The sequence below is a fragment of the Actinomadura barringtoniae genome, assembly GCF_017573505.1.
GTDB classification, from domain to species: domain Bacteria; phylum Actinomycetota; class Actinomycetes; order Streptosporangiales; family Streptosporangiaceae; genus Spirillospora; species Spirillospora barringtoniae.
On sequence record NZ_JAGEOJ010000026.1, the window covers coordinates 79,391 to 104,362 of the forward strand.

Here is a 24,972-nt window from a genome sequence, read left to right on the forward strand (position 1 = left end):
GAGCGTCCGGCAGGAAGCCATGGCCTCTATTTGTAAGCGATGGCCTTCTTGCACGTCTGGCCGGTCTCGGTGCCGGAAGCGATCCCCGGCAGGGACTTCGCGCGCCCCTTGAGGTAGTAGCTTGCGTAGCCGCTCTTCTTACCGGCGAAGGTGTTCCCGGCTCCGCATGCCGTGCCCGAACGTGCGAGTATCCAGTAGGTGAACATGCCCTTGTAGCCGTTGCCCTGGGTCTTGCCCCGGTAGTCGCGCCCCTTGGAGAAGCTGTTGCCGGACGCGGCGTTGCGGCTGCTCACCTCAGTGGCCCGGATCGGGTCCCCGGAGACCACCTGGAAGGCGTTGCCCTTCACCACGTTGCCACTACTGCCCGGTGTCCGGTCGGTCTGGTTGAACGCGAGGTAGACGCCGTGCATGGCGCCGGGGGTCTTGACGTTCTCCAGGTTCACGAACCGGTTGCCGAGCACCTGCGCGCCCTGCGTGTAGTGCAGGTGGACGGCCGCGTAGCCGTTCCCCTTCTTCACCCACGCGTTGCCCATGCGGCTGAACGTCACGTTCCGCATGACGAGGCCCTTCACCGGACCGCTCGCGGAATTGCCGGACGCCTGGATGCCGCCGTCGCCGTACATCGTGATGGTCAGCGGGCCCTGAACGGTCAGGCTGGACGCGGTCGGGCGCACGGTGAGCAGGTAGCCCTTGTAGCCCTTCCCGTACGCGGTCCGCCCGCCGTAGAACTTCACCTTGGTGTTCCCGGGTGCGGGCTTGATGGTGATGCGGCCGCCCTTGCCGCCCGCCTTCCAGTCCAGGCCCTTGTCGCGGTAGGTGCCGTTCGCGAGCAGGACGGTCGCGTTCTTGGCGCCGGAACGCACGATCTTGTCATGCGCGGCCTTGAGGGAGGCGATCGCGGTGCCGGGCTTGACCCGCACGGTGATCGAGGCGGCCGAGCCCGCCGCCGAGCCCGCCGCCGAGCCCGCCGCCGAGCCCGCCGCCGCCTCGGCGCCGCGATGGGCCGTTGCGCCGCATGCCGACGTCAGCGCGACCGCCCCGGCGACCGCTCCCGCCATCGCGCCGAAGGCGGCGCCTCGTCTGCTCATCCGGGGAGCATTCCAGCAAAGCTGATCTTTGAGAAGACCCGTCAGCGCCCCAGATCGCGCGGCCGCAGCGTGTTGGCGGCGACGAGCAGTTCCCGTTCCTCGTACGCGAAATGCGCCTCAAGCTCGGCGGTCATCCGTTCGAGCTCCGCCTGGAACCTCTCCGGATCGGCCTCGTCCACCAGCGCCCGAATGTCGTCCTTCAGCTTTGCCACCGCGACGTGCTCGCGCCGCAGCCGGTCCAGTACCGGCGCCAGCCCCGGATAGCGCTTCTGTACGTGCGGGAAGACACGATCCTCGCTGGCGTGGTGTTCGCCGAGCGCGTCGCAGACCGAGAAGCAGTGCGCGCGAAGCCTCCGCTCGACGTCCTCCCCCTTGGCCACCCCGATGGCCTCTTTCTTCAGGGCCGCCAGCTCCGCCCGCAGCTCGCCGTGCACCGCCAGCAGGTGATCGCCGGCCGCTATCGCATCGGGCTGGATCCGGTAGAGCGCGACCACCGGGATCACGCGCTCGGTCTGCCGCTGGTACTCCGCGTACGCCGGAACGAGCTCGGACTGCAGCGCGTACAGCCGGTCGCGCTCCTCGCCTTCCAGCACATGCCCGGTCGCCTCGTACGACTCGGTCCCGACCTCCACGGTCACGCGCGGGTCGGCCGTCGCGTTCAGCAGCCATGCCGGATCGTTCGGCCCGCCCGCGTTCGACGCGAACACCAGCAGGCGTCCCCCGTCGGCGAGGTAGGTCAGCGGCGTCGTGTGCGGCCGTCCGCTCCGGCGCCCGCGCGTGGTCAGCAGCAGGAGCGTGGCCCCCTCGAACGGCCCGCCGACCTTGCCCTCGTTCGCCCGGAACTCCTCGATGATCTGCAGATTCCAGTCCGCCATGCCCCACGCCTTCCACGGAACGTTTTAGCTTTGCAAGCAAAACTATTTAGAAGACAAAGCTATTCAGTGCGCCCTGCCATGTCAACGGCAGGACGCGCTGAGGACCGGGCAGACGGCCCGGGCGGCAGGGGCGATCAGATGTGGTCGGCGACGAGAGCGGCGAACTCTTCCGGCGTGAGGATCTTGGTGCCGAGCTGCTCGGCCTTGGCTCGCTTGGAGCCCGCCTTCTCGCCCGCGACCAGCAGGGACGTACGGGCGGAGACGGACGAGGAGGCCTTGCCGCCCGCGCGTTCGATGAGCTCGTTCATCTCGTTGCGGGACAGGTCGGCGAGCGGGCCGGACATCGAGCCGGTGACGACGACGTTCATGTCCGCCAGCGGCAGAGCGGCCGCGGTCTCGGCACCCTCGCCGTCCTCGCCGTTCTGGCCGCCCTCGCCGCCCTCGCCGTCTTCGGTCCTCGCCGCGTTCTGGATCGCGCCGCCACCCGGCTCGGTCATCGTGAGACCGGCGGCGATCAGCTTGTCGATCAGCGGGGACAGCTCGGCGATCTCCTCGACCAGGACCGGGGCCTTCTCCGGGCCGATGCCCTCGACCTGCTGGAACGCCTCGGTGTCGGCGGCGCGGATGGCGTCCATCGTGCCGAAGTGGCGGGCGATCCGGCGCGACATGGAACGGCCGGTGCCGCGCACGCCGAGCGCACAGAAGACCTTGTTGAGCGGCTTGGCCTTGGCCTGCTCGATCGCCAACAGCAGGTTGTCGGTGCTGACCTCGCCCATGCGGTCCAGGTCGAGCAGCTGCTCGCGAGTGATAAAGAACAGGTCGCCGAAGTCGGCGATCAGGTCGGCCTCGACGAACTGGTTGATGCGGTTCTCGCCGAGTCCCTCGATGTCGAGCTGGTCGCGGCCGACCGCGTACCGGACGGAGGCGATGTCGTGGCAGGCACGGCCGCGCACGCAGCGCCAGCGCTTCTGGGAGTCGTCGATCGCGTCGCCGCAGCGCGGGCACACCGCCGGGATCTCGATCGGCGTCTCGTCGCCGGTCCGCAGGTGGGTGACCGGCGCCTCGACGCGCGGGATCACGTCGCCGGCCTTGTAGACGGTGACGTGGTCGCCGACCATCAGGTCGCGCCGCTCGATGTCGCCCGCGTTGTGCAGCGTGGCGTAGGTGATGACCGAGCCGTCGACCACGACCGGCTCCAGCACCGCGCGCGGGGCGATGATGCCGGTGCGACCCACGTTCCACTCCACCGCCACCAGCTTGGTGATCTTCTCGACGGCCGGGAGCTTGTACGCGATCGCCCAGCGCGGCGCCCGCGACGACAGCCCCGCCTGCTCCTGGTCGGCCGCCAGGTCCGCCTTGATCACGATGCCGTCGATGCCGAACTCCAGGTCGCCGCGGAGTGCGGCGATGCGTTCCACCTGCTCCTGGACCTGCTCGATCGTTTCGCACGCGATCGCACCGGCCGGGGTTGCGCCGCTGGTCTGCACGCCCAGCGCCGCGGCCCGCGCCATGATCTCGCTGTGCGCGAGCGTGCGCAGGTCCTCGGCCAGCGCCTCCGGGGTGCCCGGCAGCGGCAGCATCCCGTACGAGAAGAAGGTCATCTCAACCTGGTAGGGCCGGTCCTTGGCCCGCAACGATCCCGCCGCCGCGCTGCGCGGGTTGGCGAACTCCGGACCACCGTGCGCCACCCGCGAGGCGTTGGCCGCCTCGAACTGCGCCCGCGTCATCAAGACCTCGCCCCGAAACTCGACCGAGACCGGCTCGGCGAGCCGTTCCGGCAGCCCGAGAATCGTGCCGATCCCATGCGAGACGTCCTCGCCCGCGACCCCGTCGCCCCGCGTGACCAGCTGCACCAGCCGTCCGTCCCGGTAGCGCGCCGAGATCGCCAGGCCGTCCAGCTTCGGCTCAACGCTCCACGCCTTCACCGGCCTGTCCAGCCGCCGTTCCAAACCGGCCGCCCAGCTCGCCAGATCCTCCGCGCCGAAGACGTTGTCCAGGCTCAGCATCGGCACCGTGTGCGGTACGTCGCCGATGACCGCTCCCCCGGCGACCTTGCCGGTGGGCGAGTCGGGCAGCACCTCGTCCGGGTGGTCCTGCTCGTACGCCGCGATCCCGCGCACGAGCCGGTCGAAAGCGTCGTCGTCGAGCGCCGAGTCGCCCTCGCCGTAGTAGGCGGCCGCGGCTGAGACCGCGGTCTGGACGGCGGCCGCGTACGCGGCCTGATCGGCGATCTCGGTGAAGCCCGGAGGGTTCGTCATGGTCTGATTCTGCACCCCACCTCTGACAATTTGCCCAGGTCCAGCCCCCAATCGGCCACCTGGACCCCCTCGCGTGACCCGCCCCCACCATGCGAACATATGTTCGTGTCCGGGCAAGCGACGATTCTCCACGCCGACCTCGACTCGTTCTACGCGTCGGTCGAGCAGCGCGACGATCCGCGGCTGCGCGCCCGCCCGGTGATCGTCGGCGGCGGGGTCGTTCTGGCGGCCAGCTACGAGGCCAAGGCGTACGGCGTCCGTACGGCCATGAGCGGCGGCCAGGCGCGCCGCCTCTGCCCGCAGGCGATCGTCGTCCCGCCGCGGATGTCGGCCTACACCGAGGCCAGCAAGGCCGTCTTCGCGATCTTCAAGCACACCACCCCGCTCGTCGAGGGCCTGTCGATCGACGAGGCGTTCCTGGACGTCGCCGGCCTCCGCCGCATCTCCGGCACACCACCCGACATCGCGGTCCGCCTCCGCCGCGAGGTCCTCGAAGAGGTCGGCCTGCCCATCACGGTCGGCGTCGCGCGCACCAAGTTCCTCGCCAAGGTCGCCAGCGCGGTCGCCAAGCCCGACGGCCTCCTCGTCGTCCCGCCGGACGGCGAGCTGAACTTCCTGCATCCCCTCCCCGTCCGCCGCCTCTGGGGCGTCGGCGCGATCACCGCCGACAAGCTGAAGGGCTACGGCATCACGACGGTCGGCGAGGTGGCGCGCCTCCCCGAGGACACCCTGATCGCCATGCTCGGCCGCGCCTCGGGCCGCCACCTGCATGCCCTGGCGCACAATCGTGACCCCCGCCCGGTCCGTACCGGCGTCCGCCGCCGTTCCATGGGCGCCCAAAGAGCCCTAGGCAGCCGCCGCAGGCGCACAGCCCAAGACCTCGACACCACCCTCGTCGGCCTGGTCGACAAGCTGGCCCGCCGCCTCCGCTCAGCCCACCGCGTCTGCCGTACGGTCACCCTCCGCCTGCGCTTCGAGGACTTCACCCGCATAACCCGCTCCCACACGCTCCCCCAGGCAACCGGCGAGACCCCGGTCATCCTTTCCGCGATGCGCGAACTCCTGGCCGCCGCAATGCCGATGATTCGCGAGCAGGGCATCACCCTCATCGGCGTAACCCTCGGCAACCTCCACAGCGACAACGCCGTACAACTAGCCATCCCCCTGAACCACGACCCCACCGCCCTGGACACGGCCATGGACGACGTACGCGACAAGTTCGGCTCCAAGGCCCTGACCCGCGCCGTCCTCCTAGGCCGCGACGAGGGCGTCTCCGTACCCCTCCTCCCAGACGCCGACTGACAATGTCTGCATGCACCTGACCGTCCTAGGCGCCTGCGGCGCATGGCCAACGGCAACCGAGCCATGCAGCGGCTTCCTTCTGGAGCACGAAGACTTCCGCCTCCTCATAGACCTCGGCTACGCCACGTTCCCCCAACTCCTGAAGCACACAACCGCAGAGCGCGTAGACGCCGTCCTCATCAGCCACGGCCACCCCGACCACTGCGCCGACCTCAACCCCCTACTCCGCGCCCGCGCTCTGGTAGCCGACCCCCCACCGCCCCTCCCCGTCCACGCACCCCCGCACGCCCTGGACGCAGTCCTGGCCCTGGACCGCCCCGGCATGCTCGACAGCGCCTACGCCCTCCACGACATCAACATCGGCCGCACCCTCGCCCTAGGCCCGTTCACCGTAGAAACCAGACCTCTCCCCCACTGGGTCCCGAACGCAGGCATGCGCATCACCGCCGACACCACAACCGTCGCCTACACCGGAGACGGCGGCCCCACCCCCGAAGTAGCCGCCCTAGCCCGCGACGCAGACCTCCTCATAGCCGAAGCGACCTACCCCACCGAGGTCCCCCGCGAGGACGCCCCCTACCTAACCAGCGCCCAACAAGCAGGCACCCAAGCCACTAAGGCAGGCGCCCACCGCCTCCTCCTCACCCACCTATGGCCCAACACCCCAGAAGCCACATCCCTAGAAGCAGCCGCCCGCACCTACAACGGCGAGATAGCAGCAGCCAAGTCCGGCCAGACCCTCACCCTCAGCTAGTGGCCAAGATGCGGAGGGCTTCCTGGGAGGGGGTGCCCTCTTCGGCGGTGTGGACTACCAGGGCGAGGTCGGGGTGACCGGGAAGCTGGAGAGTCTCGTAGCTCAGTTCCAGCTCGCCGACCAGCGGGTGCCGGTAGAGGTGGCTGCCGTGTTCCGGAGCCTTGATGTCGTGCTCCGCCCAGATCTGGCGGAACTCGGGGCTGGCGGCCGACAGGTCCTCGATGAGGGCTTGGGTGGCAGGGGGAACGGGTGGGCGCGCCAGATCCAGCCTGAGGAAGGCCACCACGTCACGGGCTCGCGCCCACCAGTCGACGTACAGGGCGCGCACGTCCTCGTCGAAGAAGACCAGCCTGGCCATGTTGCGCTCCGCGGGGGCCAGCTCGCCGAAGTCGGTGATGAACGCCGCGGCCAGGCGGTTCCACGCCCGTACGTCTGTCCGGCGGTCCACCACGTAGGCGGGGGCAGCGTTGATCGCGGAGAGAAGGCTGTGGATGCCGGGCCGCAGCGGCGGGGTGTCCGCCTGTTCCTCGGCCTGGGTGGGGCGGGCCAGTCGGTGCAGGTGCTCCCGTTCCGCCGGGTCCAGGCGCAAGGCCTTGGCCACCGCGTCCAGGACCTCGACTGAGAACTGCAGGCTTCGCCCCTGCTCCAGACGGACGTAATGATCGACGCTGACCCCGGCCAGCTGCGCCAGCTCCTCGCGGCGCAGCCCCGGAACCCGGCGCTGCCGTCCGTACGAGGTCAGGCCGAACTCCTCGGGGCGCAGCCTGGCGCGACGCGACCGAAGGAACTCGCCCAGCTCGGCACGGCGATCGAAGGTCATACAACCCATTATTGGGTGGTCATGGCGTGCCTAGGCAGCGCCGGGCCCTGCCTGACCTGGCGTGAGACGCCGAGAGTTGGTTCCGCCGGAACGGTTCCGGCCTTCCGATTCACAGGAGCGCATCAATCATGACCGTCACACTCGGCCGTACCGGCATGGAGATCACCCGGCTGGGCTTCGGCTCGTGGGCCGTGTCGGGCTCGGGCTGGACCTTCAGCTGGGGCGCCACTGACGACACCGAGTCGATCGCCGCGATCCGCCACGCGCTCGACGCGGGCGTCAACTGGATCGACACCGCCGCGGTGTACGGCCTCGGCCACTCGGAGGAACTGGTCGGCAAGGCCATCGCCGACCTGCCCGAGGCCGATCGCCCGTACGTTTTCACCAAGGTCGGCCTGGTCTGGGACCCGGACGACCCGTCCGCCGCACCTCGGCGGATCATGAAGCCCGCCAGCGTGCGCCGCGAGCTCGAGGGCTCCCTGCGGCGGCTGGGCGTCGATCACATCGACCTCTACCAGGTGCACTATCCCGACACCGGCGAGTCGCTGGAGTACGCGGGCGGCGGATTCGGCGCCGTGTCCCCTAACGCGACACCGCTGGAAGAGTACTGGCAGGTCATGGCCGATCTGAAGGCCGAAGGCAAGGTCCGGGCGATCGGGCTGTCCAATCACACGCCCGACCTTCTCCAGGCCGCCGAGAAGATCGCCCACGTCGACGTCATCCAGCCGCCGTTCTCCGCGATCAACCGGTCGTCGGCCGACGAGATCGCCTGGGCGCAGGCCCACGAGACCGGCGTGATCGTCTATTCGCCGCTCCAGTCCGGTCTGCTTACCGGGGCGTTCTCCGCCGAGCGCGTGGCCGGCCTGCCCGCCGAGGACTGGCGCACCGCCCACCACGACTTCACCACCGGCCTGACCGCCAACCTCCAGCTCGCCGAGGCGCTGCGGCCGATCGCCGAACGTCACGGCCGTACCGTCGCCGAGGTCGCCATCGCCTGGGCGCTCGCCTGGCCCGGCATCACCGGCGCGATCGTGGGCGCGCGCAAGTCCGCCCAGGTGGACGGCTGGATCGGCGCGGGAACGTTCGAGCTGGACCCGGCCGACATCGAGGAGATCGCCACCGCGATCACGGTCTCCGGCGCCGGCAGCGGTCCCGCTCGCCACGCGTGAGGGAGACCGCGCCATGTCCCTCTTCGTCATCGCCGAGTTCCTCGCCGCGCCGGGTCAGCATGATCGGCTTCGCACGGCGCTGGAAGCCCTGATCGAACCGACGCTGGATGAACCCGGCTGTCTCGCCTACCGGCCCTACGTCGACCCCAACGACCCCGCCCGCATGGTGATCGTGGAGCGGTGGGAAGACCGGCGGGCCTTCGACGAGCACTTCGCCACCCCGCACCTGCGTCACGCCCAGAGAGTCCTGGACCGCATCCTCGCCCGGCCGCTGACCCTCCGCACCTTGATCGACGCGCCATAGCGGTCAGCCCGGTGCCATCGCAGCCGGTCCGGCCGGATCTTCGCCCTCAGTTGATGGTGAAGATCTGGCCGGGGGCTTGGGGGTTACAGGGGATCTGCTTGAGTTTGGCGCCTGGCTTGGGCTTGCCTTCTACGCCTACGCAGAGGTGGTGGTCGTTGGGCTGGAGCAGGTAGCCGCCGGTTACGTGCTCCAGGAGGAAGAGGTCGGTCTGGACTCGGTCGCAGGTGTCGTCGGACATGTCGACGCCTGGTTTGAGGGAGCCGTCCACGACGCCCATGCAGCCCGCGCCGAACTGCGGGTGGTCGGTGGTCACGCGCCAGAAGCCGCTGAACGGTTTGAGTGCGCGGGGCGGGAAGCTGCGCTTGCAGTCGGAGAGGTAGACGCGACCCGTCTGGTCGTGCTCGTGCTCGGACAGGCAGAAGCCGCTCAGCTTGAGGAGGCCGGTGCCGATCTTGGGGCTGGCGCCGGTGGTGGCCGGGGTCGGGGATGGGGTGGGGGGCGGGTGGTCGTCTCCGCTGCCTTCGGAGGAACGGAGCGGGCCGTACAGGCTGACCGCGGCGACCAGAAAGATGATCGTGAAGAGGACCACGGCGGCTCGGCGGCCTGACTTGCGGAACGCCTTCTCCAGGACCTCGTGCTCGTTCTGCGGTGGTTCTGGGTCGGGGCGGAGGGGGTGGATCAGGGCTTCGCGGGCTGCCAGCCACTCGGCCACCACGGCCTCGTCGCCGCCGCAGACCTTCACCAGGGCGGCCACTACTTCGGGGCGCGGGGCGTTCCGGCGGTGGAGCGCGGTGGCGAGGGTGGACGCCGGGAGGACCAGGGAGTCGCTCGCGGAGGTACGCCTTTCGATCTCCTTGAAGGTGAGTCCGCTGCGCTCGCGGAGGATCCGCAGGGCGACGACGAACTCTTCCTCGGAGGACACGGAAGGGGGCTGAAGGGCGGCCTGGGAGGGGTCCTCGCTGGTCACGCCGAGAGTGTGCCAGAGCGCCCGCATTCGGGTCTATCCCGAACGGTCGAATGGGGTGAAGTCGGAGGTCAGAGGCACTTCACTCCCACTCGTCAGCACAACCGACCCCGAGGCGGGACGAGATGAACAAGCTCTGCACACTGGGCATCACCTTCGCGGCGGCGGCCGCTCTGACGGCCGGCGGGACGACGCCCGCGCTGGCGTCGACACCGCATGCGGGCGGCTCTGGTGCCGCGAAGTCATGTCCGGAGGAGACCTACTACACGGTCAAGTCCAAGAAGGCCGTGAACTACTGGGTCCCGGGGACGAACTTCGTCGACGGCAAGGGCGGCGAGGTCACGGGCAAGGTCGACAAGTCCTGGACCAAGTCGGCCACCCTGGAGGCGGGCGCGGAGGCGTCGATCGGCGCGCTCTGGCTCACGGTCAAGGGGCATGTGAGCAAGTCGGCCACGAAGTCGAACACGGTGACCGTCGGCCACTGGTACTCACACAAGATCCCGAAGGGCAAGTACGGCCACCTGCGCTACCGCGTGGTCGGCTACAAGGTCCTCTTCTGGAAGATGCAGGAGACCCGCAAGTGCAAGGAGAAGCTACTGGACGCCTTCTACGGCAACATTCCCACCGAGAAGGAGGGCTGGGAGTACTGGTCGAGCAAGCAGCCGTGACCCCCTGAGCCTGGCCCTCCTACGCAGCTCCTCCCGGCCGTAGGAGGGCCAGCAGGACGTCGCGAAGCTCTTCACGGGTGAGCTTGAGCGTCCCCGCGCCGGCGATGTGATCGAAGATCAGGCCGTCGAGGCAGGCCACGAACGCGGGGGCCTGGCGCGCGGGATCAGGAGCTCCGGCGGCCGCGAGCAGCGCCTCGGCCATCATCCGGCTTCTCGCCCCCGAACGGATGAAGACCGCGTGCAGCTCCGGCCGCCGGGTCGCCTCCAGGGCCAGTTCGTAGCGGGCCAGCATGCGGTCTCGGCCGGCGGTGGTCCAGTGTTCGACCAGCCGGGCGGCGAGGTCGGCCACCGCGTGCAGGTCGCCCTGGGCCTCGGTCAGCTGAGCGACCTCGGCGGCGTCCACTTCTTCCAGGCGTTCGACGGCCGCTTGGAGAAGGGCCTGGCGCGTACGGAAGTAGTACGAGCAGGAGCCTTCGGCCAGGCCCGCGGCCTGGTCGACGGCCCGGTGGGTCAGGCCGCGCATCCCGGCGCGGGCGAGGGTCTCGATCGCCGCGTCCGCGAGCAGGTCACGGCGGCCGCGCCGGTCCCGAGTCTGCTCCGTCACATCGTTCCCCGATCTCTTGAACCTTGCCTCTACAAGCGTAGAGTACAGAGCGTCTACTACAGATGTAGAGGTGAGGGACATGGCCGGGAAGGCGATCGTTGTCGGCGGCGGAATCGGCGGGCTGGCCGCGGCCCGCGCGCTGATCGGGCGCGGGTGGGACGTCGAGGTGCTGGAACGCGCCGCGGCGTTCGACGAGGTCGGCGCGGGGCTGTCGCTGTGGCCGAACGGCGTGCGCGCGCTGGACGCGCTCGGCCTCGGCGACCAGCTGCGCGACCGCGCGCTGGCCGAGACCGCCGGCGGCATCCGAGACTCGGCCGGGCGCTGGCTGTCGCGCACCGACCTGGACGAGTTCAACCGGCGGTACGGCCCGGTCGTCATGCTCCACCGCGCCGACCTGCTCGAGATCATGCGCGACGCCGTGCCCGGCGAGGCGCTGCGCGTGGACGTCGAGGTGAAGGAGATCCGCGACGCCGGTGACCACGTCGAGGTGGTGCACACCGGCGGCGTTGAACGCGCGGACCTCGTCATCGGCGCGGACGGCATCCACAGCGCCGTCCGTCACTCGGTATGGCCCGACGCCCCCGAGCCCAAGTACGCCGGTTACACCGCATGGCGTCTCATCGCCGACCCAGGCGAACGCATCGGCCAGGGCGGCGAAAGCTGGGGCCGCGGCGAACGAGTCGGCTTCGCCCCACTCCCCGACGGCCGCGTCTACCTTTTCGGCGTCGCGACGATGCCTGCCGGCCAACGCAACGACGACGAGCTAACCGAGATGAAGCGCCGCTTCAATAACTGGCACGCCCCCATCCCGGCCCTCCTCGCCGCAACGAGCCCAGACGCCGTGATGCGGCACGACATCTACGAACTGCCCCCGCTAAAGACGTTCGTCCAGGGAAGAGTGGCCCTCCTGGGGGACGCCGCCCACGCGATGACCCCCAACATGGGCCAGGGCGCCAATCAAGCCCTAGAGGACGCCGTAACCCTCGCCGCGCTACTCGACTCGCACACCGACGTACCTGCGGCCCTGCTCGCGTACGACAAGGAACGCCGCCCCCGAGCCCAGTCGATCGCCCGCCGTTCACACCAGATCGGCGTCATCGCCCAGTGGAGCTGGGGCCCGGCCGCGGCAGCCCGCAACCTTCTCGTCCGCCTCACCCCCGAAAGCGCGACCCTCCGCTCGTTCGAAACCGCCCTCACCTGGCAACCACCCGCCTGACCGAACGACGACAGCTCACCAGTGGGAAGGACGGGTGAGTTGCGGAGGGATCTTGGTGTGCGGGTCGCCCTTGGCGGCGTTGAGCTGGGGTTGGGTGAGGAAGAGGGCGCCGGTGAGGTCGGCGGCGCGGAGGTCGGTGTCGCGGAGGTCGGCGCCGATCAGGTCCGCGGTTCGCAGGTCCGCGCCGCGCAGGTCGGCTCCGATGAGGTAGGCGCCTCGGAGGTCCGCGCCGCGGAGATTGGCGCCTTTGAGCTTGGCGCCGATGAGGTCGGCTCGGCGCTGGTCTTTGCCCTTGAGACCGGCTCTTGCGAGTTCGCTGGTGCGCAGGAGGAGTGCGTTGACCTGTTGCCAATGGGCGCCTGGGTCCAGGTCTTGGAGTGCGTCGGCGTCCTGGTTTGCGAGACGTTCGGTTTCGGCCAGGGCGGTGCGCAGGTCGTTCTGGATGGGGGTTGAGGTGGGGAGGGCCGCGGCTTCGGTCAAGTACCAGAGGAGTTCGTGGAGCTCCCGCATGACCTTGAAGACCTCGAACATCTGAGGGGCCGTGTCCGGGGCGTTCCGCCAGTCCTGGCCGCCGAACGTGACCTGGGCGACGCGCTGGCCGGCGCCGAAGCAGTCGAAGACCGTGCAGCCGCGGAAGCCCTTGTCGCGGAGGTCGGCGTGGATGCCGCAGCGGTGGTCGGCGAGGAGGTTGGGGCAGGCCGTTCCGGCGGGCTTGTCGATCGCGAAGTCGGTCGAGGCGGCGAACGCGGGGACGACGCAGCAGAGGCCGAAACAGCGGTCGCAGTCGGCCCGCAGGTCCGCCAAGTCGAGGTTGGTCACTTCCCCCAACCTAGTCGCGGGGCGTGGTCGTCGAGTCGAGCCACTCGTCGATCAGCGGCTTCAGCTTGGTCCCGGTCTTCTGCTCGGCGTACGCGGTGAACGCGGCGCGGTCCTGGTTGGTCCCGCGGTGCTCCTGGATCCAGCCGCGCAGCATGCCGAAGAACTTCTCGTCGCCGACCTTGCGGCGGATCTTGTGGATCATGATCGCCGGGTTGAGGTAGGCGTTCTCGGAGCCGAACTTGTTCTTGTCGAAGTGGCCGGGCGGCCCGTAATTGCGCCGCAGCTGCGCGTCGGCCTGGTCGGTGATGCGCTTCATGAACGCGTCGAGCGCGGCGGGTCCGGCGCCCGCGTTCTCGGCCTGGTAGATGAACTCGAAGTACATCGCGAAGCCCTCGTTCAGCCACAGGTCGGGCCAGGTCTTGGGCGTCACGGCGTCGCCGAACCACTGGTGGGCGTACTCGTGCGCGTAGACGTTGTCGGGCAGGCCGGGCATGACGGTGATCATCTGCTGCGTCTCCATGCCGGAGTCGCCCGCGATCACCGCGCCGCCGCTCGGGAACGGGTAGGGGCCGAGCCGGTTCTCCAGCCACTTGATGATCGCCGGGCTCTTGCGCAGGACCTTCAGCTCGCGATCCTTGTCCTTGGGCAGCACCCAGTAGGTCAGCGGCAGCCCGTTCGGGCCGGTGTCCTTGATCATCTCGAACTTGTCGGCGGCGAACGTGACGAGATAGCTGGCCGTCGGCGAGGCGGACTGCCAGTGGTAGGTGTCGCCGGTCTTGCCGGTGAACGTGCCGCTGGAGATCCCCGACCAGCCCTGCGGAACGGTGATCGCGACGTCGTAGAGCGCCTTGTCGGACGGCTGGTCGTTCGCCGGGTACCAGGTGAACGCGCCGAACGGCTCCTGCAGCGCGACGGCCGATCCGCCGTCACCCATCTGGAAGCCGAGCCGCTGCGAGTCCTTGCGTTCGGCCGGGCCCTTCGTCTCCTGCGGGGTGCCGTGGTACTTCACGACGAGGGTGGTGGTCGCGTCGCGCTTCAGCTTGCGGCCCGCCGGGACCTTCAGAACGTCGCCGGAGTGGTCGGCCGTGACCGTCTTGCCGTCGAGGGTCACGTCGTCGATCTTCATGGGCTTGCCGAAGTCGAGGCGCAGGGTGTCGGTCGCGGCGGCCGCCCGTACGGCCAGGGTCGCGGTGCCGGTGAGCGTGCGCTTGTCCGGCGCCCAGTCGAGGTCCAGCCCGTAGTGCAGAACGTCGATGGACGGGTCGCCGTGCTGCGGGTAGTACGGGTCGCGCACCGGCGTCGACCGGCCCGCCGCGTACCGCTGCGCGGGATCGGTCGAGGTGGCGGCGGGGGACGGCGAGGACGGCGTCGAGGCCGCGTCGGGCTTGTCGTCCGAGCCCGAGCAGGCCGCGGCGGCGAGAGCGACCGCCATGATCAGCGCCGGGGCCTTGAGAGCCGGGGCCTTGTGCTTGAGCTGGTAGGACACCCTTAGCACCGTATGTGCATCTCCTGCCTGCCTGTACCTGTCATTTGGGTCTGGCGGGGTTCATCGGGCACTGTCACCCTGCCGCCATGATCTGTTGCGGGCAGCCGAGCCGCCGCGAAATCCTGCGCCTGAGCGCGATCATCAGCGGGGCGTTCACGGTGCCCGTCGTCGCAGGTCCCGCACGGGCCGACGCGGTGAGCGCGGTCGATCTCGAGCTGGTGACGCTGACCGAGACCGGCGCGATCCTCACCTGGTACACCGGCGTTCCCGGGACCGACGACGGCCTTGGCCGCATGCGGCCCGCGCCCGCCGACGCCGAGGTGCTGTACGGGACGAGCCCCGCCCGCCTCGACCGCACGGCGCACGGGCGGTCCGGAACGCCGTACCACTACGTGGAGCTGACCGGGCTGGAGCCGGGACGGACGTACTTCTACAAGGCCCTTTCGCGCGGCAAGACCGCCACGGCGACATCGCTGGTGGCGGGGCAGGCGGCCGGTGACCCGAAGGCGGACGGCGTCTTCTCGTTCACCACTCCGCAGCCGCCGCCCGGCCGGTTCCTGTTCTCGGTGGCGCTCTGCAACGACCTGCACCTGGGCGAGACCGTCGCGGGCCTGATCGGCCAGCTGCCGTGGATCAAGGGGATCGAGCAGGTGCCGGGGCACGCGCCGTACCCGGAGATCATGGCGCGGGCGCTGGTCACGGACGCCCGCAAGCGCGGCGCGACCTATCTGCTGGCGGCGGGCGACGTCAGTAGCGAGGCGGCCCCGAACGACGTTGGGCGGGCCAAGGCCCTGCTGAACGGGTTCGGGACGTACGGCACGGACTATCTCGTCGCGCGCGGCAACCATGACCGGGCGCATGAAGGCTCTGCCTACGCGACGTGCACCCCGGGGCGGTGGCAGGGCAACGACTGCTTCATGGACGGCTTCTTCAGCCTCGGCTCCCCTACCTACTTCACGCACGATCTGCACGGGCTGCGCGTGCTGGGCCTGGACACCTACGACAAGCCCGGGAACGGAGGGGATGCGGGCGGGTTGTCCAAGGAGCAGTTCAGCTGGTTCCAGGCTGAGCTGGCCAAGAACAAGGACCAGCCCACGCTCGTCTTCGGCCACCACCCGCTCTTTGTGGAGAACCACCCGACCGCCATCACCGGGGGCAACTCCATGGAGGCCAGTCAGGCGGTCTCGATTTTGCAGGCGTACAACAGCACGCCCGGCGTTTTCCTTCACCACGCGGGGCACACCCATCGCAACCAGCGTTCGGTCTTCCCGATCGCGCCTCGCGTTGTGCAGCAGGAGGTCGGCGCGGTCAAGGAGTACCCGGGTGGCTTCACGCTCCTGCGCGTGCACGAGGGCGGGTACGCGTTGAACTTCTACAAGACGCGCAGCGACGAGGCGCGGGCGTGGAGCGAGCGCAGCCGGCAGGAGCTCAACGGGCTGTGGCCGCAGCTCTCCCTCGGCAACCGGGTCGCGGACCGCAACAGCGTCGCCGCCCGCGACTTCTCGGGCCTCTCCGCACGACCGTAGTCGAACATATGTTTGACACGGGCCGTATGCTGGGGCCATGGACGGACCATTCCAGGGCTCGCTGCTGGACTGCTCCGACGAGACCGTCGTGGGCCCGCTCGGCGACAGCGTGCGCCGCACGCACCTGAGCCGCGGCGCCTGGATCGACGTACGGCCGGGCTGGATCTCCGGCTCGGACGCGCTCTTCGCACGGCTGATGCAGGACGTTCCGTGGCGGGCCGAGCGGCGGCGGATGTACGAGCGGGTGGTCGACGTACCGCGGCTGCTGGCGTTCTACGACGAGGACGACACGCTCCCCGACCCCGTGCTCGACGAGGCGCACGCGGCGCTCGACGCGCACTACGCGGACGAGCTCGGCGAGCCGTTCCGCACGGCCGGGCTGTGCCTCTACCGCGACGAGCGCGACAGCGTCGCCTGGCACGGCGACCGGACCGGGCGCGGCAGCACCGAGGACACCATGGTCGCGATCATCTCCCTCGGCGCCCCGCGCGCCCTGATGCTGCGCCCGGCCGGTGGAGGCCCCGCGCGACGGTACGGCCTGGGCCACGGCGACCTGATCGTGATGGGCGGCAGCTGCCAGCGCACCTGGGAGCACGCGATCCCGAAGAGCACCAAGGCCACCGGCCCGCGCATCAGCGTCCAGTTCCGCCCCCGCGGCGTCCGCTGACCCGCCCCCGCGGCGTCCGCTGACCCGTTAACTGATTGGTCCTCTCGCGGCAATATCAACTTCTTTTGGATCAAGACAACCAATGGGTCTCAAGGGGCGTCAGAAGAGACGTATGCGTGATTCACGTGAGACATCAGAGACCTACGGTGTTGTCGGATCGAAGGACAACTCCATGAACAGGGGGCTTGCAGGCATGCGCGCAAGGATCGCCGGACTCGCTTTGGTCGCCGGTGCCATGACGGCACCGTTCCTCGCCCCTCCGGCCATGGCCGCGACGACCGCCGTCAAGCCCGCGGCCGTGACCGCCGCGCCCGCGGCGGCCGCCGCCAAGCCGCCGGTCCTTAAGTACGGCAGCAAGGGCAAGTGGGTCACCTACCTGCAGAAGCGCCTGCGCGCCCTGCACTACGACCCGGGTACGGTCGACGGCCGCTACGGCAAGGACCTGCGCTACGCGGTCCAGGCGTTCCAGAAGGTGAACGGCCTGAAGCCCAGCTCGAGCGGCGTCTTCGGCGGCGGTTCCTGGAAGGCCCTGGCCCACCCGAAGAACCCGGCCCGCATCATCAAGGGCGGCAAGGCCAACCGCGTCGAGATCTCCAAGAAGCGCCAGCTGGTCGTGGTCTACAAGAACAACAAGGTCTACCTGATCAGCCTCACCTCGACCGGCTCGGGCAAGCGCTACTGCTACAAGGGCGAGTGCGACGTCGCCCGCACCCCGACCGGCAACTTCAAGATCAACCGGAAGATCAACGGCTGGCGGCACGCCAAGCTCGGCGACCTCTACAAGCCGTCCTACTTCTACAAGGGCTACGCGCTGCACGGCTCCCCGAGCGTGCCGCTCTACCCGGCCTCGCACGGCTGCGCGCGGCTCCCGATGTACCACACCGCCGACCTGATGTTCCGCATCCTCCCGATCGGCACCGCCGTCTACGTCCGCTGACCTAACGGACGTCTGAACGCCTCGAAAGGCCCGGGGATCGTCGAATCCCCGGGCCTTTCGCATGCCGAGAACGGAACACCCGCGAGCGTCGGGCGGTTGTCCTGAAAGAAGATCGAGAGCGGGGGTTGCGATGACCGACGGCGGCGCGTACGGCTGGAACGGCGACGAGCTCGACCTGGACGCCTACCTGGAACGGATCGGGTTCAAGGGCGAGCGGGCCCCGACGGCGGCGACATTGCGGGCCCTGCACCGTGCGCACACCACGTCCATCCCGTTCGAGAACCTCGAGATCCTCCTCGGCCGCCCGATCACGCTCGACCTCGAGACGCTGCAGCGGAAGCTGATCCGCAGCAAGCGCGGTGGCTACTGCTACGAGAACGTGAAGGTCTTCGCCGCTGCCCTGGAACGGCTCGGCTACGGCATCACCGGCCTGCACGCCCGCGTGACGATGGGCGCGAAGGCGCTTCGCCCCGCCACACACGCGGTTCTGCGAGTCACGACCTCCACCGACGACCGCGTCTGGCTGTGCGACGTCGGCTTCGGCGGCGGCCCGCTGGAGCCCCTCGAACTCCTCCCGGACGGCCCCGAGGTCGATCAGGACGGCTGGCGTTTCCGGTTGGCCGAGGAGTCAGGCCTCTGGGTCCTCTACCAGTACGGCGCCGAGGGCTGGTTCGACCGGCACACGTTCACCCTGAACCCGCAGTACACACTGGACTACGAGGTGGGCAACCACTACGTCTCGACGTCGCCGCGCTCGCCGTTCACGACCCGCCCGTTCGTCCAGCGCTTCACCGGCGAGCTCCACCACGTTCTGGACGGGACCACGTGGACGACCACTCACCCCGACGGTGCCACCGAATCCCGCCAGGTCAATGCGGCCGAGCTGCCGAAACTACTGTCGGACGTCTTCGACATCGACCTCGAACCGGCCGACGCCACCGTCCTCACACAGCGTCCTTGAGCCGCCCGTAGCGCGCCCACACGACCTTGCCACCGGCCGCCGACTCGCGCGCGCCCCACTCCTCGGCGAGGATCTCCACGATCGCCAGCCCGCGCCCGCTGGTGTCGTCGTCCGCCGCCACGCGCGGATGCGGGAGAACGGGCGAGGAGTCCTCGACCTCGATGATGACCGCATCATCGGTCCCCCACACCCGCAGCTCAACGGCTCCACCACCGCCCGCCGTAATGGCATTGGTGGCCAGCTCACTGACGATCAACAGAACGTCGATCCCCATCCCGCTCAGGCCCCATTTCGCGAGATGGAACGCCGTGAGATCGCGCAGCACGCCCACCGACGAGGCGGCGGCCGGAAGCGATTGCTCGAAGCGCTGTCCGTTGATGCTCTCCCATCGGGTCATCATCGTCGCCACCCCCGGAATAGTCCGTTCAGCGCGTAATACGCACTCCGACCCTCCTAGGGTTCGAAGAGGTGCGAAACGGACGCGGACAGCGATCACCGCAGGTCGGCCACTTATCCCCGACGATCTCCGTACAGCCCCTCGATCTGAGCCATGACCTGCACGGACGGCTCCTCGACCCGGCACCGCCCGCCCAGCTCGACATCACTCTCGTTCACCGGACGGGCCAAAATGACCGCCCCACGCCGCCCATGCACAACCTCCAAGGCCCGCCCGAGCCGCAGCGCAAGGATCATCGACGCACTCCCGCACGCCTCGTCCTCGCCCTTCCCGATGCGCGGCGCCCACAGCCGGGCCCGCACCCGGCCCGCCTCGCGGTCGATCCAGGCCCACACCTGCGTGAAGTCCTCACCCTCAGGAAGGCCGGTCAGCGCATCGATCAAGTCAGGCGAATCCATCTCGTAATGCCGCCACGGCTTGGACCAGGCAGCCGGCGCCTGGATCCACACGACCCCATCGGAGTCCCGCCGGCAGGAGACCCGCCCAGCGGGCACGCTGAACTCCTTGGCCTTACGGCCAAGCCGATGGAGCACCTCGACCGTCCCGAGCAGCGGGTGCCCGCCAAAGCGGATCTCCTGCCCGTAGTTGCTGTGGATGCTCAACTCGCCCCGAGCCGCATCCCGCACAAAGACCGTGGCCGGTATCCCGAGAGCAGTAGCGAGTTCCTGGCGCTGCTCTGCCGACGCGTTCGAGCCCTCAGGCTCAACGATCACCAGGGCCGGGTTCCCGAAGTCCCCGTCCACGTTCACGAACGCATGCGCCAGCAGAGCAACGGTCATGTCAGGACTGTACGGCGGGGCAGTGGGTGCCTCGGGCCGGGGTCGTGAGGTTGATGAGGTAGTCGTCGGTCGCGTTCTGCATGCAGGGGCCGCTGTCGCTGCTGCCGTGGCCCGCGCCGTCGTAGGTGAGCAGGATGCCCTGGCGGCCGATCTGGCGGGAGACCGAGACGGCCCAGGGGTAGGCGGTGGCCGGGTCGTGGAGGGAGTTGATCAGGAGGATCTGCGGGGTCTTGCCGATGCGGAGGCGGTGCTGGGGGTTGATGGCCTTGGAGCCCTGGCAGGCGAGCGTCATCTGGAGGGGCAGGAGGTACGGGAGGTCGGGGGCGGCCTTGGTCATGCGGCGCACCTGGCGGGAGTAGTCGCGGTAGTCGCGGATCGGCAGGTTCCAGTCGGAGCAGAAGACCTGGGTCGGGTCGGTGGCGGTGGGGGCGGGCGCGGCGGCCTGTTCGGCTTGCGCGGCCGGTTGGGTGATGGCCTTTGCCAGGCCTGGCCAGTCGGGGCCGTAGAGGGACTTGAAGGCGATCTTGTTGACCAGGTAGAAGAGCTCGCTCGGCTCGGCGGTGGCGAGCTTCTTCTTCCAGGTGGCGCGGATGTCGGGGTCGCACTTGGCCTGTTCGCACCACTTCACGAACTGGTTGAACGAGTCCTGCGCGGTGATGGCCGACGTCTTCAGGAAGGCATGGGTGTTGGGCGAGCTGCGGTCGATGACGCTCTCCAGCACCATCGCCCGGATGCGGTCGGGGTGCTGCTCGGCGTACTGCTGGCCTAGGAGCGTGCCGTACGAGCTGCCGTGGTAGGTCAGTTTGTCGTCGCCCAGGGCGGATCGGATGGCGTCCAGGTCCTTGGCCATGCTGGAGGTGTCGGCGTGGTCGTAGATGCCGTTGGGGGTGTGGGCGCGGCAGTCGGCGGCGAGCTTGCGGTTGTAGGCGAGGTTGGCGTCGAAGTCGGCCTGGTTCTTGAGCATGGGCAGCGGGCGCTGCTTGAGCAGGTCGGCGGAGCAGGTGATGGGGTTGCTGCCGCCGATGCCGCGGGGGTCGAAGCTGACGACGTCGAAGCGCTTCAGCATTTCCGGGCTGAAGCGTGACGTGGGGGTTGAGATGACCTTCTCGCGGCCGGAGTCACCGGGGCCGCCGGGCCCGAAGACCAGGTTGCCGATGCGTGCGCCGGTGGCCTTGCGGCGGGCGAGCGCCAGGTCGAACTTGGGGCCGTCGGGGCGTGCCCAGTCGACCGGGAGGCGGAGCGTGGCGCATTCGGCGCCGTCGGCGTCGGTGGGCTTCAACTTGCACGGCTTCCAGTCGAGAGAAGAGGCCGTGTGGGGGGCTGCGAAGGCGGGAGCGGTCAACAGGCCGGCCGCGGCCACACCGGCGGCCAGCGCTGCGGTAATTCTGATCATGGATGTCACGCTAGGGGCGAGATCGCCCCGGAAGGCCGCGTCTCGGGGGTGGTTCAGGGTCGGGTCAGGGGTCTTTCAGGGGAGGGCGCGGCGCAGCACCTCGGCCAGGTGGAGGGCTCGGCGGGTGGTGCCCTGCTCGACCTGGGTACGGCACGAGAAGCCGTCGGCGAGGATCAGTTCGTGGTCCGGCGCCTGGCGTACGCGGGGATAGAGCTCGCGTTCGGCGCACGCCTGGGAGACGTCCCAGTGGCCCGGTTCGAAGCCGAAGTTGCCCGCCAGGCCGCAGCATCCCGCCCCGACGACGTCGGTGTTGACGCCCAGGCGTTCCAGGACGTCGAGGTCGGGATCGTAGGTGCCCTTGGCCTCTTGGTGGCAGTGCACTTGGGAGACGGCGTCTACGTCCAGGGTGCCGAACGGCCAAGCGCCTTCGTGACGGGCGACGAGTTCGGCGAGGGTGACGGTTTGGGTGCTGAGGAGGCGAGCGCGCGGGTCGTCGGGCAGCAGCTCGGTCGCCTCGTCGCGCAGCATGACCGTGCAGGAGGGCTCTAGGCCGATGATCGGCAGGCCTGCCTTGAGGGCCGGCTCCAGGATGTCGAGGGTGTGGGTCAGGACCTTCTTGGTGACGCTCAGTTGGCCTGTGGAGTGCCAGGTCAGACCGCAGCAGACACGGCCTGGAGGGACCAGGACCCGGTAGCCGAGGGCCTCCAGGACCTCGACTGCGGCTTGGCCGACCTCGGGGGCGTGGAAGTCGGTGAACGTGTCGGGCCACAGGACCACGGTCGAGCCATCCCCCGCAGCCGGACGGCGAGCCCGGAACCACCTGCGGAAGGTCTGCTCGGCGAAGCGGATCATGTCGCGGCGCGGCTCTACGCCTGCCAGGCGCTTGGCCAGGGCGGCCACCGGGCGGCGGCGCAGGGCGGCGTTCGCAGCCCGCGCGACACCCGGAACGCCCGTCACGGCGCGCGACCAGAGCGGCAGCCAGCCCATCGAATAGTGCGACAGCGGCCTGATCCGGCCCGCGTAGTGGCGGTGCTGGAACTCGGCCTTGTAGGTCGCCATGTCGACATTGACGGGGCAGTCGCTCGCGCAGGCCTTGCACGACAGGCACAGGTCGAGCGCCTCGCGTACCTCCTCCGAACGCCAGCCGTCCGCGACCGTCTCGCTGCGCAGCATCTCGGCCAGCACGCGCGCACGGCCGCGCGTCGAGTGGACCTCGTCGCGGGTGACCTTGAACGAGGGGCACATCGCGCCGGTGTCGAGGTTGCGGCAGGCGCCGACGCCGACGCAGCGGTGCACGGCGGCGGCGAACGAGCCGCCGTCGCGGGCGAGCGCGTGCACGGGGATGACGTGCAGCGAGTCCCGCCCGGGACCGGGGCGCAGGTCGGCGTCGAGCGGGGCCGGGTCGGTGATGACGCCGGGGTTGAGCACACGGTCGGGGTCGAAGATCTGCTTGAACGCGGCGAACGCGTTCCGCAGCTCCGGCGAGTACATCTTGGTGAGCAGCTCCGAGCGCGCCCGGCCGTCGCCGTGCTCGCCCGAGACCGTTCCGCCGTACGAGACGACCAGGTCGGCGGCGGCCTCCATGAACTCGCGGTAGGAGGCGACGCCGCGCGGCTCGTCCAGGCCGAAGTCCAGACGCAGGTGCAGGCAACCCTCGCCGAAGTGGCCGTACGGGACACCGCGCAGCTCGTGCTCGCGCATCAGCCCGTACAGCTCGCGCAGGTAGCCGCCGAGCTTGGGAGCGGGAACGGCCGAGTCCTCCCAGCCGGGCCAGGCCTCGCCGCCGTCCGGCAGCCGCGTCACGATCCCGGAACCGGCCTCGCGGATCCACCACAGCGCCCGCATCTCGACGGCGTCGTCGACGACGATCGAGGTCGCCTCGGGCAAGCGCTCGCGCACGACCGAGACGAGGGCGTGCGCGGCGGCACGCGCCTCCAGCACCGAGTCGCCGCCGACCTCGCAGTAGAGCCAGCCGCCGCCCTCGGGCAGGATCGAGCCGGCGTGGGCGCGGCCCGGCTGGGCGCGCAGCGCGGTGAGCAGGTCGGCGGCCATGCCCTCGACGGTCAGCGCGCCGGACGCGGCGGCGAGCGGCGCGACCTCGGCGGCGACGTAGACGTCCGGGAAGCCGAGCACGGCCAGCGCGCGCACCTTCGGAACGGGGACGAGCCGGACGGTCGCCTCGTGGATCAGGCCGAGCGTGCCCTCGCCGCCGACGAGGGCCTTGGCGACGTCGAAGTCGTTCTCCGGCAGCAGGTGGTGGAGCCCGTAGCCGGCCACCTGGCGGCTGAACCGGCCGAGCTCGGTGCGCAGTTCGCCGAGCGCGCCGTCGCGCAGCCGCGTCAGCTCGGCGTCGATCCGTTCGTCGCCGCTGGAGCCGCGGGTGGCGGCGAGCTCGCGCCCGCCGGGCAGCAGCATCCGTACGGCCTCGGTGTTGACGGCCGTGATGCCCCACGCCACCGAGTGCGAGCCGCAGGCGTTGTTGCCGAGCATCCCGCCCATCGTGCAGCGCGAGTGGCTGGACGGGTCGGGGCCGAACGTGAGGCCGTGCTTCCCGGCCGCCGCGCGCAAGTCGTCCAGGATCACGCCGGGCTGGACGACGGCCGTACGGGCGTCCGGGTCGATCGAGACGATGCGGTCCAGGCGCCGGGAGGTGTCGAGGACGATGCCGGGCCCGATGGAGTTGCCCGCGATGGACGTTCCGCCGCCGCGGGCGGTGACCGGCAGCCCGGCATCGGCGGCCAGCTCCAGGATGCGGGCGAGATCGTCCGCGGACCTGGGCTCGGCCACCGCGACCGGGACCCGCCGGTAGATCGAGGCGTCCGACGAGTAGGCCGCCCTGGTGGTCAGATCCGTGCGGAAGACCCCTGGGAGCGCCGCGTCGAGCTTCCGCCCGTAGGACTCACTGGACATCTCAACCAGGCTAGATGGCTACCGATCAGCCTGCCACACAGGCCTTCCCGTTCAGCAGACAGCCGGAGGGGCCTGAGCGGGAGTCGCTGAGGTCGAAGGTCACGGTCGCGTGGCCTCCGGGGGCGATCGCACCGCCGTTCACCGTGACGGTCTTGCTGCGGTGGCCGCCGAGCAGCCCACCGAGCAGCCCGCCGCTGCGCGGGAGGGTGAACGTGAGGTGCCAGGGTGCCAGCGTCGTGGCGCCGTTGTTGGTCACCGTGTAGACGCCCTGGGTGTGGTGATAGCCCGCGTCCCTGGTCGAGTAGGCGACCGTGACCGGCGGAAGGCCTGGGTGGGCGGGAGCGGGAACCCTGGGCGTGGGTGGCACGAGGCCGTCGTGCGGGTTGTTGCCCGTGCCCGGACGCCTGGTGCCTGGAGCGCTCGGCGTCCCAGGGCTGCTGGGGCTGCCGGGGGTCTGGGACGGGTTCACCGCGCCGGGGCGGTCGCCGGGCTTGCCCTGAGCCGGGTTGGCGGGCGCCCCGGCACCGCCGCCTCCGGCGGCGTTCTGGTTGGGGAGCGACGAGGGTGTCGTGGTGAGGCCGGATTCGAGGTTCGGGCCTACGCAGTCGGGCGGGCCGCACTGCACGCTCGCCTGGGGCATGGCCGGGTCGCTGTAGTCACCGAAGATGGACGCCAGGGCCAGTCCGGTCGTGCCGAGCGCCACCACCCCCAGCGTCCCGATCACGGCCCTCCGCATGAGGGTCGTCTTCCGTGCCGCGCCGCCGCGCGCACGCGCGCGTCGCCGCTTGCCCGGTTGACGCTCCCGGCCCTCTTGCCGTGTCCCGTTCCCTGCCATCAGGTCCACTCGTGAACACCCATCGTGAAGTTGTCCGCGCTTCGATCCGAAGTTTCGCCTGTGTCACACCCGCTCCAGGTACGTCAGCGCCTTATGTGGCTGAAGTGTTACAGGTATGGACGCAGGCGCCTTTGACCAGCGAGAGTGACTCGATCAGGGGTGCGAGAGACACGACGGAAG

General features: G+C 69.8%; 23 protein-coding genes. 10 read left to right on the forward strand and 13 right to left on the reverse strand.

Annotated features, from left to right (window positions below; genetic code table 11):
- Window positions 1–26: 26 nt before the first annotated feature.
- The 3 genes from J4573_RS45540 to ligA all read right to left on the reverse strand — a co-directional run bounded on the left by J4573_RS45540 (window position 27) and on the right by ligA (window position 4,221).
- Entirely contained in the window at window positions 27–1,088 is a 1,062-nt protein-coding gene (locus J4573_RS45540) for a right-handed parallel beta-helix repeat-containing protein (protein WP_208262628.1), read from the reverse strand.
- Between the two features lie 41 nt (window positions 1,089–1,129).
- Window positions 1,130–1,963 (reverse strand): nitroreductase/quinone reductase family protein, encoded by an 834-nt coding sequence (locus tag J4573_RS45545; RefSeq protein ID WP_208262629.1) that lies wholly within the window; start codon window positions 1,961–1,963, stop codon window positions 1,130–1,132.
- A 134-nt stretch (window positions 1,964–2,097) separates the two neighbouring features.
- Window positions 2,098–4,221: an NAD-dependent DNA ligase LigA gene (gene ligA, locus J4573_RS45550; protein ID WP_208262630.1), complete on the reverse strand. Its 2,124-nt coding sequence runs from the start codon at window positions 4,219–4,221 to the stop codon at window positions 2,098–2,100.
- 105 nt (window positions 4,222–4,326) lie between these two features.
- On the opposite strand from ligA, the gene dinB reads away from it, so the two are divergent.
- Window positions 4,327–5,523, forward strand: coding sequence for a DNA polymerase IV (gene dinB / locus J4573_RS45555; RefSeq protein WP_307797443.1), 1,197 nt, complete (start codon window positions 4,327–4,329; stop codon window positions 5,521–5,523).
- Window positions 5,524–5,533: 10 nt separating this feature from the next.
- On the forward strand, window positions 5,534–6,277 hold the full coding sequence (locus J4573_RS45560; RefSeq protein WP_208262632.1) for an MBL fold metallo-hydrolase: 744 nt from the start codon (window positions 5,534–5,536) through the stop codon (window positions 6,275–6,277).
- Here the strand turns inward: J4573_RS45560 and J4573_RS45565 are convergent.
- Entirely contained in the window at window positions 6,270–7,097 is an 828-nt protein-coding gene (locus tag J4573_RS45565) for a helix-turn-helix transcriptional regulator (protein ID WP_208262633.1), read from the reverse strand. The two genes, J4573_RS45560 and J4573_RS45565, sit on opposite strands and share 8 nt — an antisense overlap.
- A gap of 128 nt (window positions 7,098–7,225) precedes the next feature.
- Between J4573_RS45565 and J4573_RS45570 the strand changes: the two genes are divergently transcribed.
- Together J4573_RS45570 and J4573_RS45575 are read left to right on the forward strand one after the other, a co-directional pair.
- Window positions 7,226–8,266, forward strand: a complete 1,041-nt coding sequence (locus J4573_RS45570) for an aldo/keto reductase (RefSeq protein ID WP_243774650.1) — start codon at window positions 7,226–7,228, stop codon at window positions 8,264–8,266.
- Window positions 8,267–8,279: 13 nt separating this feature from the next.
- Entirely contained in the window at window positions 8,280–8,570 is a 291-nt protein-coding gene (locus J4573_RS45575) for a putative quinol monooxygenase (protein WP_208262634.1), read from the forward strand.
- Between the two features lie 46 nt (window positions 8,571–8,616).
- On the opposite strand, the gene J4573_RS45580 is transcribed toward J4573_RS45575, so the two are convergent.
- The gene (locus tag J4573_RS45580) at window positions 8,617–9,537 is read right to left on the reverse strand and encodes a helix-turn-helix domain-containing protein (protein ID WP_208262635.1); all 921 of its coding nucleotides are present in this window, start codon (window positions 9,535–9,537) and stop codon (window positions 8,617–8,619) included.
- 122 nt (window positions 9,538–9,659) lie between these two features.
- Between J4573_RS45580 and J4573_RS45585 the strand changes: the two genes are divergently transcribed.
- Window positions 9,660–10,202 carry a hypothetical protein gene (locus tag J4573_RS45585; RefSeq protein ID WP_208262636.1) on the forward strand — a complete coding sequence of 181 codons (543 nt, stop codon included), beginning with the start codon at window positions 9,660–9,662 and terminating at the stop codon, window positions 10,200–10,202.
- Between the two features lie 19 nt (window positions 10,203–10,221).
- On the opposite strand, the gene J4573_RS45590 is transcribed toward J4573_RS45585, so the two are convergent.
- Window positions 10,222–10,806, reverse strand: a complete 585-nt coding sequence (locus tag J4573_RS45590; RefSeq protein WP_307797444.1) for a TetR/AcrR family transcriptional regulator — start codon at window positions 10,804–10,806, stop codon at window positions 10,222–10,224.
- A gap of 79 nt (window positions 10,807–10,885) precedes the next feature.
- Here J4573_RS45590 and J4573_RS45595 point away from each other — a divergent pair, with 79 nt between their 5' ends.
- Window positions 10,886–12,022 (forward strand): FAD-dependent monooxygenase, encoded by a 1,137-nt coding sequence (locus J4573_RS45595; protein ID WP_208262638.1) that lies wholly within the window; start codon window positions 10,886–10,888, stop codon window positions 12,020–12,022.
- 15 nt (window positions 12,023–12,037) lie between these two features.
- On the opposite strand, the gene J4573_RS45600 is transcribed toward J4573_RS45595, so the two are convergent.
- Both J4573_RS45600 and J4573_RS45605 read right to left on the reverse strand, forming a co-directional pair.
- Window positions 12,038–12,841 carry a pentapeptide repeat-containing protein gene (locus J4573_RS45600; RefSeq protein ID WP_307797445.1) on the reverse strand — a complete coding sequence of 268 codons (804 nt, stop codon included), beginning with the start codon at window positions 12,839–12,841 and terminating at the stop codon, window positions 12,038–12,040.
- Window positions 12,842–12,851: 10 nt separating this feature from the next.
- The gene (locus tag J4573_RS45605) at window positions 12,852–14,327 is read right to left on the reverse strand and encodes a M1 family metallopeptidase (protein ID WP_208262640.1); all 1,476 of its coding nucleotides are present in this window, start codon (window positions 14,325–14,327) and stop codon (window positions 12,852–12,854) included.
- A gap of 86 nt (window positions 14,328–14,413) precedes the next feature.
- Here J4573_RS45605 and J4573_RS45610 point away from each other — a divergent pair, with 86 nt between their 5' ends.
- The 4 genes from J4573_RS45610 to J4573_RS45625 all read left to right on the forward strand — a co-directional run bounded on the left by J4573_RS45610 (window position 14,414) and on the right by J4573_RS45625 (window position 18,418).
- A complete protein-coding gene (locus J4573_RS45610) occupies window positions 14,414–15,853 on the forward strand; it encodes a purple acid phosphatase family protein (RefSeq protein WP_208262641.1) in 1,440 nt (479 codons plus the stop codon).
- A 37-nt stretch (window positions 15,854–15,890) separates the two neighbouring features.
- Window positions 15,891–16,520 (forward strand): alpha-ketoglutarate-dependent dioxygenase AlkB, encoded by a 630-nt coding sequence (locus J4573_RS45615; protein WP_208262642.1) that lies wholly within the window; start codon window positions 15,891–15,893, stop codon window positions 16,518–16,520.
- Between the two features lie 172 nt (window positions 16,521–16,692).
- Window positions 16,693–17,457, forward strand: a complete 765-nt coding sequence (locus tag J4573_RS45620; protein WP_208262643.1) for a L,D-transpeptidase family protein — start codon at window positions 16,693–16,695, stop codon at window positions 17,455–17,457.
- Between the two features lie 130 nt (window positions 17,458–17,587).
- Window positions 17,588–18,418: an arylamine N-acetyltransferase family protein gene (locus J4573_RS45625; protein ID WP_208262644.1), complete on the forward strand. Its 831-nt coding sequence runs from the start codon at window positions 17,588–17,590 to the stop codon at window positions 18,416–18,418.
- On the opposite strand, the gene J4573_RS45630 is transcribed toward J4573_RS45625, so the two are convergent.
- The 5 genes from J4573_RS45630 to J4573_RS45650 form a co-directional block, all read right to left on the reverse strand.
- Window positions 18,402–18,818, reverse strand: a complete 417-nt coding sequence (locus J4573_RS45630; RefSeq protein ID WP_243774668.1) for an ATP-binding protein — start codon at window positions 18,816–18,818, stop codon at window positions 18,402–18,404. The two genes, J4573_RS45625 and J4573_RS45630, sit on opposite strands and share 17 nt — an antisense overlap.
- Before the next feature lie 110 nt (window positions 18,819–18,928).
- Window positions 18,929–19,654, reverse strand: a complete 726-nt coding sequence (locus J4573_RS45635) for a PhzF family phenazine biosynthesis protein (RefSeq protein ID WP_208262646.1) — start codon at window positions 19,652–19,654, stop codon at window positions 18,929–18,931.
- A 1-nt stretch (window position 19,655) separates the two neighbouring features.
- Window positions 19,656–21,047, reverse strand: coding sequence for an alpha/beta hydrolase (locus J4573_RS45640; protein ID WP_208262647.1), 1,392 nt, complete (start codon window positions 21,045–21,047; stop codon window positions 19,656–19,658).
- A 75-nt stretch (window positions 21,048–21,122) separates the two neighbouring features.
- Window positions 21,123–23,957 (reverse strand): FAD-binding and (Fe-S)-binding domain-containing protein, encoded by a 2,835-nt coding sequence (locus J4573_RS45645; protein WP_208262648.1) that lies wholly within the window; start codon window positions 23,955–23,957, stop codon window positions 21,123–21,125.
- 25 nt (window positions 23,958–23,982) lie between these two features.
- On the reverse strand, window positions 23,983–24,693 hold the full coding sequence (locus tag J4573_RS45650; RefSeq protein ID WP_208262649.1) for a hypothetical protein: 711 nt from the start codon (window positions 24,691–24,693) through the stop codon (window positions 23,983–23,985).
- Between the last annotated feature and the right edge of the window lie 279 nt (window positions 24,694–24,972).